The 8,184-nt window shown below is 53.5% G+C and carries 12 protein-coding genes and 2 pseudogenes; 12 read left to right on the plus strand and 2 right to left on the minus strand.

The annotated features are described in order from the left end of the window. Positions 1–48: 48 nt before the first annotated feature. The 12 genes and pseudogenes from BBW68_RS10445 to BBW68_RS10500 form a co-directional block, all read left to right on the plus strand. Positions 49–345, plus strand: a pseudogene (locus BBW68_RS10445) (transposase); the annotation flags it as partial. 62 nt (positions 346–407) lie between these two features. Beyond that, positions 408–1,082: pseudogene (locus BBW68_RS10450) on the plus strand (DUF3102 domain-containing protein); the annotation flags it as partial. 3 nt (positions 1,083–1,085) lie between these two features. Beyond that, positions 1,086–2,855: a DDE-type integrase/transposase/recombinase gene (locus tag BBW68_RS10455; RefSeq protein ID WP_070135311.1), complete on the plus strand. Its 1,770-nt coding sequence runs from the start codon at positions 1,086–1,088 to the stop codon at positions 2,853–2,855. Positions 2,856–2,865: 10 nt separating this feature from the next. Further along, positions 2,866–4,032, plus strand: a complete 1,167-nt coding sequence (locus tag BBW68_RS10460) for an ExeA family protein (protein WP_070135312.1) — start codon at positions 2,866–2,868, stop codon at positions 4,030–4,032. A 2-nt stretch (positions 4,033–4,034) separates the two neighbouring features. Further along, on the plus strand, positions 4,035–4,304 hold the full coding sequence (locus tag BBW68_RS10465; RefSeq protein WP_070135313.1) for a hypothetical protein: 270 nt from the start codon (positions 4,035–4,037) through the stop codon (positions 4,302–4,304). A 17-nt stretch (positions 4,305–4,321) separates the two neighbouring features. Continuing rightward, a complete protein-coding gene (locus BBW68_RS10470) occupies positions 4,322–4,933 on the plus strand; it encodes a DUF3164 family protein (protein WP_070135314.1) in 612 nt (203 codons plus the stop codon). Between the two features lie 78 nt (positions 4,934–5,011). Then, a complete protein-coding gene (locus BBW68_RS10475) occupies positions 5,012–5,200 on the plus strand; it encodes a hypothetical protein (protein ID WP_070135315.1) in 189 nt (62 codons plus the stop codon). Next, positions 5,197–5,430 (plus strand): nucleoside triphosphate pyrophosphohydrolase family protein, encoded by a 234-nt coding sequence (locus BBW68_RS10480; RefSeq protein WP_070135316.1) that lies wholly within the window; start codon positions 5,197–5,199, stop codon positions 5,428–5,430. The genes BBW68_RS10475 and BBW68_RS10480 overlap by 4 nt, the downstream gene beginning before the upstream one ends. Further along, positions 5,417–6,103, plus strand: a complete 687-nt coding sequence (locus BBW68_RS10485; protein WP_070135317.1) for a DUF2786 domain-containing protein — start codon at positions 5,417–5,419, stop codon at positions 6,101–6,103. Before BBW68_RS10480 ends, BBW68_RS10485 begins: the two co-directional genes overlap by 14 nt. Next, positions 6,103–6,315 (plus strand): hypothetical protein, encoded by a 213-nt coding sequence (locus BBW68_RS10490; RefSeq protein WP_284701797.1) that lies wholly within the window; start codon positions 6,103–6,105, stop codon positions 6,313–6,315. The genes BBW68_RS10485 and BBW68_RS10490 overlap by 1 nt, the downstream gene beginning before the upstream one ends. After that, complete coding sequence (locus BBW68_RS10495; protein WP_070135319.1) at positions 6,308–6,733, plus strand: gp16 family protein; 426 nt, start codon at positions 6,308–6,310, stop codon at positions 6,731–6,733. Before BBW68_RS10490 ends, BBW68_RS10495 begins: the two co-directional genes overlap by 8 nt. After that, entirely contained in the window at positions 6,730–7,110 is a 381-nt protein-coding gene (locus tag BBW68_RS10500; RefSeq protein WP_070135320.1) for a Mor transcription activator family protein, read from the plus strand. The genes BBW68_RS10495 and BBW68_RS10500 overlap by 4 nt, the downstream gene beginning before the upstream one ends. 245 nt (positions 7,111–7,355) lie before the next feature. On the opposite strand, the gene BBW68_RS18415 is transcribed toward BBW68_RS10500, so the two are convergent. After that, entirely contained in the window at positions 7,356–7,535 is a 180-nt protein-coding gene (locus tag BBW68_RS18415; protein WP_148127633.1) for a hypothetical protein, read from the minus strand. Positions 7,536–7,733: 198 nt separating this feature from the next. After that, the gene (locus tag BBW68_RS10510; protein ID WP_276325387.1) at positions 7,734–8,090 is read right to left on the minus strand and encodes an ATP-binding protein; all 357 of its coding nucleotides are present in this window, start codon (positions 8,088–8,090) and stop codon (positions 7,734–7,736) included. Between the last annotated feature and the right edge of the window lie 94 nt (positions 8,091–8,184).

Genomic DNA, 8,184 nt, shown 5'->3' on the forward strand with positions numbered 1-8,184 from the left:
CCATCCTTCCAAATTTACACCACGTCCTAAGACTCTACCGTCACAGAGATGATGGACGAAGCGGAGGCGGAGGTGCTGGCGTACTTCGGGTTCCCGGGAGCGCACCGGGTGAAAATCCACTCCACGAACACGCTGGAGCGCCTGAATAAAGAGGTGAAGCGGCGTTCCGACGTGGTGGGTATCTTCCCCAACGAAGAGAGCATAACCCGGCTTCTGGGTGCGGTGCTGACGGAGCAGAACGAAGAATGGCTGTTGCAGAACCGCTACCTGCCGCAGCACAGCATGGCGGAGATAGAGCAGACCGCTGAAAACGATGTGATCGAGGCGCTGCCACTCAGCGCTTAACAGACATATTACCGGACCGGAAGGCTGGATCTGAATTTACACCACCTTGACGGACTCGACCTGAACCGCATGGTGACTTCATTAAAATAGTTGAATCTCAATTATCTCTACCAAAGCGGACTGCACAGGTAATGATGCAGGCATCACTCAAATATCTTTCCCCAAAACTTGAATCAAAAGCGCAAGCGCTTGCGCTTTTGGGAAAGACAAAACTCTTTGAGTTGATGACCGAAAATGATGACGACCTGGTCGAATTGGCTGATGGCGGCACTGTTGCCGGTATGACACTTGACGATATCGATCGCATGACCAGCCGTGAACTGAAAGCTGCATTGCGCGAAGCCCGCGAAACCAACGCAGCACAACAGCGCGTGCTCGCCGACAAAAATGAAAAAATCGACTCTCTCTCCACCAAACTGGAGAAGAAATCCCGTATCCAGCCACCCAAGCCCGACGAAGAGGTGAAGAAACTGCGGGCTGCAGTAACAGCATTATCCACCGAAGCGGAATCAGCCATCACCGTTCGCCTGTTCAGCGCCTTTGAAACTCTGTGTGCATACTGCGCGGAAAAGCAGATTGATACGCCCAAAGATTTTATGGCCGGGCTTGTTTGTGAGCTGGAATATGCTGCCCGCAGCCTTCGCTCGACCTTTGACCTTCCAGATACACCGACAGGCAACGCTGCACCAGCCTGGCTGACTGAACCAGTACCTGAGATTGACCGGCAGGAGGCGTAACCGATGAGCGCCGCCCTGACTGAACGACTGGTTTCTGTTGCCCGCGCGGCACGTGACGCGGGGCATGGAAAGCGCGGTGCGGTATATGACGCCGCCTGCGCTGAACTGGGTCTCTCCCGCGCCACACTACTACGCAAGCTGAAGGCGGTATCTGTGACTGATAAACGTAAAAAACGCACTGATGCCGGGCGCAGCGCACTGAGCCGCGACGAAGCCGCAATGATATCTGCAACCCTGCGTGAAGCGACCCGTAAAAACGGCAAGCGCCTGTATTCCATCGCCGATGCGGTGGAGACCCTGCGCACCAACGGCTTTATCTCCGCAGGCAGAACGGATGAAGAAACCGGCGAGTTCTTCCCGCTGTCTGAGGACACCATCAGCCGCGCCCTGCGTAACTACGGCCTGCACCCGGAACAGCTGGACGCACCTGCACCGTCTTCGGAGATGGCCAGCCTGCACCCAAACCATGTCTGGGAAATTGATGCTTCACTCTGCACCCTTTATTACCTGAGCAATGGCCACAAGGGATTACAGGTGATGGACAGCGCGAAGTTCTACAAGAACAAGCCTGCCAATATTGCCCGTATCGCTAGTGACCGCGTGTGGAGTTATGAGATCACCGACCACACCAGCGGCTGGATTTACGTTGAGTACGTGATGGGCGCGGAATCCGGTGAGAACCTTTGTTCTGTACTTATCAACGCCATGCAGGAGCGCGGTGGCGCGGATGCGCTGCACGGCGTGCCGAAAATACTCTACCTCGACCCCGGCTCGGCGAATACCGCTGGTATGACTAAAAACCTGTGTCGATCGCTGGGCATCAACCTGATAGCGCACAAGCCGCATAACGCCCGTGCGACTGGCCAGGTGGAAAAAGCCCGCGACATAATCGAACGCAAGCTTGAGCCTGGGCTGAAGTTCCAGCCGGTCAACAGCCTGGAAGAGCTGAACGCACTGGCCGTGAAATGGCGAAGCCACTTTAACGCGACGGCAGTTCACAGCCGCCACCGTAAAACCCGCACGGATATCTGGCTGAGAATTACCGCCGATCAACTTCTGAAAGCGCCAATCGCTGAAGTGTGTAGAGAGCTGGCAGTGGCCGCGCCGGAAAGCCGCAAAGTGACATCAAAGCTGCGGGTACCGTTCCGGGGCATCGAGTACGACGTCTCTGCGGTGCCGGGCGTGATCGTTGGCGAAAAGCTGATGATTACCCGCAATCCATGGCGCACCGATGCCGCACAGGTTGTGCTGACGGGGGAAGACGGCAACGAAATGTTCTTCCTCGTTGACGAGGTTAAAAAGAACGAGTTTGGCTTTGCTGAAAGCGCAGCAGTCTTTGGCGAAAGCCATAAAGCCGTGGCGGACACCCCGGCGCAGACAGCGGCAAAAGAGATTGAACAGCTTATCACCGAAACAGATAACGCCACTGATGCAGCAGCGGCACGTAAAGCGAAGGCACTGCCCTTCGGCGGCAGGCTTGACCCTTACAAGCATATCGACGACGCCACGCTGCCGACCTATATGCCGAAGCGCGGTCAGGCTTCAGACGTTCGCGGGCCGCGTATAGAGCAGCGTCCGCTGCCCCATGTTGAGGCGGCGAAAGCCCTGCGCGAGAAGTTCACTGCAAGTGGGCACAAGTGGACGCCGGAGCACTACCGCCAGTTAACGGCACAGTACCCGGATGGCATACCGGAAGTTGCGCTGGATGAGGTGATGGTCACCCTGACCACACCGGCCCGCAGCAGCGTTATCAGCATCGTTAACGGCAACTGAGGAGGAAGACATGCTGGTACTGAAGCAACAACTTAAAGCGGCAAAACTGCCGCAGGCCGAAGTCGCCAGAAAACTGGCGGTATCTGAAGCCACCCTGGCCCAGATTGTTAACCACAATCAGTGGCCGCGCACCAATGCTGGCGAAGTACGCCAGCGCCTGACGACGTATCTGGTCTCAAAGGGGATTGATACTGCGAAGAGTTTTGATGCTGTGCAGGGCGCAGCCACGCCCCGCACGGCGGGCATTATCAATAAAACCAACCTCAGTGAGGAAGAGAATATGTTACTCAAAAAGCAGGTGTTATTTCCAGCAACTAAAAAAGCGTTTGGCCTTTTCCGTGACCCGTTCGCCGATGAAGCCATGCAGGGCGCGGAGGATGTTTTCACCACGCCCGATATCCGTTACGTGCGTGAAGCGCTTTATCAGACCGCCCGCCACGGTGGCTTTATGGCAGTTATCGGCGAGTCTGGGGCTGGTAAATCCACGCTGCGCCGCGACCTGATCGAACGTGTCAACCGCGAGAACGCGCCGGTGATCGTTATCGAGCCATATATCATCGCCATGGAAGACAATGACGTGAAGGGCAAAATCCTGAAGGCGGCGGCTATCGCCGAAGCCATCGTCAGCACCATCGCGCCGCTGGAGAACATTAAACGCAGCCAGGATGCCCGTTTTCGCCAGTTACACCGTGTTCTGAAGGACAGCTGCTCAGCGGGTTTCAGCCACGTTCTGGTAATTGAAGAAGCCCACAGCCTACCAATTCCAACTTTAAAGCATCTCAAACGTTTCTTTGAGCTGGAGTCAGGGTTTAAACGGTTGCTTTCTATCGTACTGATTGGCCAGCCTGAGCTGGCTGACAAGCTTTCCGAACGCAACATGGAAGTCCGTGAGGTCGTCCAGCGCTGCGAGGTGGTTGAACTGCTGCCGCTGGACAACAGCCTAGAAGAGTTTCTGGCGTTCAAGCTGCAACGCGCCGGTAAGCAGCTGGCCGACGTCATGGACGCCAGCGCGGTAGATGCCATCCGCGCCCGCCTGAGTAATCTGGGCAGCAACCGTAAAAACATGGTCAGCCTGCTGTATCCGCTGGCCGTCAGTAACCTGGTGATAGCCGCCATGAACCTGGCTGCTGAAATCGGGGTTCCGCAGGTCAATGCCGACGTCGTCAAGGGGGTGTAACCATGAAATCCATCACTGATATCAACCAGCAGATAAACAACGTGCAAACCGCTATTGCGGCCCTGAAGTCGATGAACGGCACCGTTCAAAGCGTCATGATTGCAGGCAGTAAGCCGGTCATTCGTATCGCAAGAAATAACCACTGCGCCCGCCTGCTTGCGCAGGGGAAAGCAAGTTTTATCCACGTTGGCCATGACGGTTCAGGGCGCTTTCGTCAGGGCGTCTTTGAGTTGCATGGCTGCCGGATTACCTGGTCAGAGTCATTACATTAACCACAAGGTGAACATAAATGAGCGAATTAATTAAAGATGAATACATGAAAGACCGTAAAGGCCGTCTGGTGCCGGTGGCGCAGGTTTCTGATTACGATCTGGCGATGAATTCCTTTGTCAAAGAGCAGATCGCGGCAGCTAAGGTCAAAAGTGCTGACCTCAGCGACTTCAAGCAGAGCGCTTTTGATGAGTGCTATGCCTGGCTTGACCTCGTGGCCGAGAAGTACGGCAGAACACGCGGCGGGGTCAAAGGTAACGTAACCTTCAGCAGCTTTGATGGCAGTGAACAAATCACTATCCGTGTGCAGGAAACTCTGACTTTTGGGCCTGAGCTGCAGATTGCCAAAGACCTGATTGACGAGTGCGTCACCGAGTGGTCTGAAGGCGCGAACGCCAACCTGCGGGCCATTATCGGCGATGCTTTCCAGGTGGATAAAGAGGGCCAGCTTAACACCGGGCGTATTCTTTCCCTGCGCCGCGTCAAGATTCAGGACGAACGCTGGAACCGGGCAATGGAGGCCATATCGGAATCGCTGCAGGTGGCCATGTCCAAAACCTATATTAATTTCCGGGAGAAAGACAAACACGGGAAGCTGATTAATATTCCGTTAGATATCGCTGCCATTTAATTTTAATTCATTTTCTTTTTATTTCGGCGTCAGCGCCGTGGGTTTCTGCACGCCGAAAACAGCTTTAAGGAATTAAACATGTCCATCAAATGCACTAACTGTCAGAAAGGGATCACCACCCTTAAGTTCAGCGAGGCCACCGTCATTACCTCCGGTAAATACCGTGTCCCAGCGGTTCTCGTCACGCTGGTATGCCCGCACTGCAGCCAGCATTACTACGTGGAAGTCCCGGCTATGGAGTTCATCCCCTGCGAGGCAAAACAATGAAAGGTATGAAATTATCTAACCGCCCCGCTATTTATAGTCTGGCCCTTAAGACCTTTGGGCCTGAAGCACAGGCGCTGAAGCTGATGGAAGAAGCCGCCGAACTGGCTGACGTTGAAATCATGATTGAACAGTTCCGCCTCAACGGGATGGGCCTGCTGATTGACTTTCATAAGCAAAAAAAGCTGGAACGCCTTGCTGAACGTCTGGGGGTGACTTATGCCGCAGAATAATGAAAAGGTGCTGGAGAAGTTAAAGAAGCTACTTGCGCTGGCCAAATCCGACAATCCCCATGAAGCTGCGCTGGCCCTGCAACGCGCTCAGAAGCTGATGCTGGCATATAACATCACCCAGGCCGACCTTGCACTCAGTGATATTGATGAAAGCGTCAGTAATTACTGGGCTGCAGGTAGCGTTAATCCGCCGCGTTACATGCTGGGCCTGCTGGATATTATCCAGGTGGCATTTGGGGTTAAGTCTATTATCCACTCTGGTTTTAAACCCAGCGTTGGCTTTTACGGTAATAAAGACCGCGTGGAACTGGCCTCATACACATGGGAGGTACTGGCCAGACAATTAATAGCGGCACGTAAAAGCTATATCGGGCAGCACAATAAAAGGATCAAGAACAAAACCAAAACCAGCCGTGGTGACAAATTTGCCGAGGGCTGGGTTCTGGCCGTGCGCAGCGAAGTTCATTTACTTGCTATGTCCCGCGAGGAACGGGAGCTGGCTAAACTCTGGCTTGAGCAGAAATACCCGGAATCAGGTACAACCACGGGCCGTGAGGCCGGGAAATCCCGTGACGCAGACATGTCCCGCCACCTTGGCTACAGAGAAGGCGAGAACATCAGGCTGCACCAGCCAGTCCACGGACAGGAACAGCAGAAACTGGGGGCACAATAATGGCAGAATTCATTGTATCGGGTGTGTTCTGGTATGGATTTGTGGGCTGGTGTACCGCTCAGCTGCACCTTTATATGGGCTTTTATTCGCGTTATCAGGGGGCGAAACGCTGGATTAGCTGGTCAGTTATCTGCCTGCTCTGGCCATTAACCCTGCCGCTTTTTGTCGACTTTGTTAGCCAACGGGATGCAGGGGGCGACAGCCATGACTAAACAGCAGTTAATTCAGCTTATTCACATTGCCCGTAATGACCTGAAGATAGACGAAGATACCTACCGCCAGATGTTGCAGGGGCTAACCGGTAGGGCTTCAACCAAAGGGATGGATCTTCCGCAGCTAACTAAAGTGCTGGATTCCATGAAAAAGAAAGGATTCAGGGTTAAGCCTGCCGGAAACGCTACAGCCGGCATTGCGCTGGATGACCATCCACAGTCCCGCAAAATACGCGCTCTCTGGCTGGATATGGCTGCTGCAGGCGTTATCCGTGACAGTTCTGAACTCTCTCTGGCACGTTGGGTGAAACGGGAAACTGGTGTTGACGGATTGCGCTGGCTGAACTCGGAACAGGCCAGCAGTGTTATTGAGAAGCTCAAAAAGTGGCATTACCGGACAACGGGGAAACGAACATGAGCGACCATAGCCAGTTTCGCAGTAAAGGGCCTGAATTGCTGGTTGAACTTGCCCAGCATACCGCTACAACGGTGTGTGAAATCATCGAGATTGATATCGCGGTGGCTGACCAAATCGGCGAGGCAGTAGCTAACCGTATGATGCAGGTCTGGGGCGGGCAGAACGTTTACTTCCCGATGGGCATGGTCTCGAAGGTCAGCCAGCGCGACAGGGAAATCTTCCTGGAGTTCGACGGGCGCAACCATCACGAACTGGCCCGCAAGTTCGGCGTTTCGCTACAATGGATTTACAGCGTGGTGAAACGGGTTAAAAGAGAAGAACTGGATCGGATGCAGGGGAAATTATTTGAGGATGAGTCTGCTGGTGAAGATGGATAGTTAAAGTACTTTACCATCCTTACTTTCCAGTTTAGCTCATTGTATTCATAGGCTCTTCATTAACGAGGAAATTGACATGTCAGAAGCCAGCTATAGCAGTATCGGTTTAGATAATTCGGAAATTTCAAAGTTAGCCATAAGCATCATCAAAAACAATCTTGGCGGGTTGCCTGTTGGACAAGCCCGCCAGGTGCTAACTGAGGTCGCGTTGCTGATTGACGCGACGATGCTTATCGATTGTGAAACTAGCGAATTTCAGAGAGCTTGCGAAGGATTTCAGCACGCTGATTCTTAATCATTCTTACGGCATCTCCAACACAGGTATCAGTAGTTGATATTCCCTTTGCTGCTTTGGCCTGTTTGATTTGATGGGCTAAAGTGGCAACCTGGGCCACTAACAGTGTTTCTAAGGTATCATTGTCCATGAGTATCTCCATTTAGGGTGTGGATTTCCGGCGGATACTACCAGTTGAAGTTGGTAGCAGAATTCTGAAGGGGATTACTGTAATCCTGATTCCCTTTCACATACAGTAATCGTTTTACAAAAAGTATCCCACGGAATCCACAGTCTTCCCCTGAAGTCCCATAATTATCTCACGGTTATTCCTTTATTTATCTCATGTCTAATCAAAGTGCGTTTTGCCGACGCCTGAAGGCCCTAGCAGGACAACGTTCTCCTGACGTTCGATAAATGCCAGACCTGCCAGCTCCTGGATCTGGCTTCGTGGAACGCCGCTGGCATAGGCGTAATCGAACTGCGCCAGTGTTTTTATCACCGGCAGGCCTGATAACCGCAAAATGGTCTGGCGACGCCGTTCGTTCTGGCCATCATGCTGGAGCTGCAAAACGGCTTCCAGGAAGTCGGCATGTGTGCCGCTGTTGTCGATGGTCGCCTGTGCCACACTGGGCCACTCTGCCGGCAGACGGTCGAGCTTGAGTTGTTCGCAGAGCGCGGCAATACGATCATGCTGAAGGTTCATGCTGGCACCTCGAGCAAGGCCTGGTACGTTGCCAGAGGATGTTGCAGGCTCTCGCTCGGCACCGGACGCTGGCTGAGCACTGGGACAGGTGCAG

The organism is Candidatus Erwinia dacicola (genome assembly GCF_001756855.1).
Classification (GTDB): Bacteria; Pseudomonadota; Gammaproteobacteria; order Enterobacterales; family Enterobacteriaceae; genus Erwinia; species Erwinia dacicola.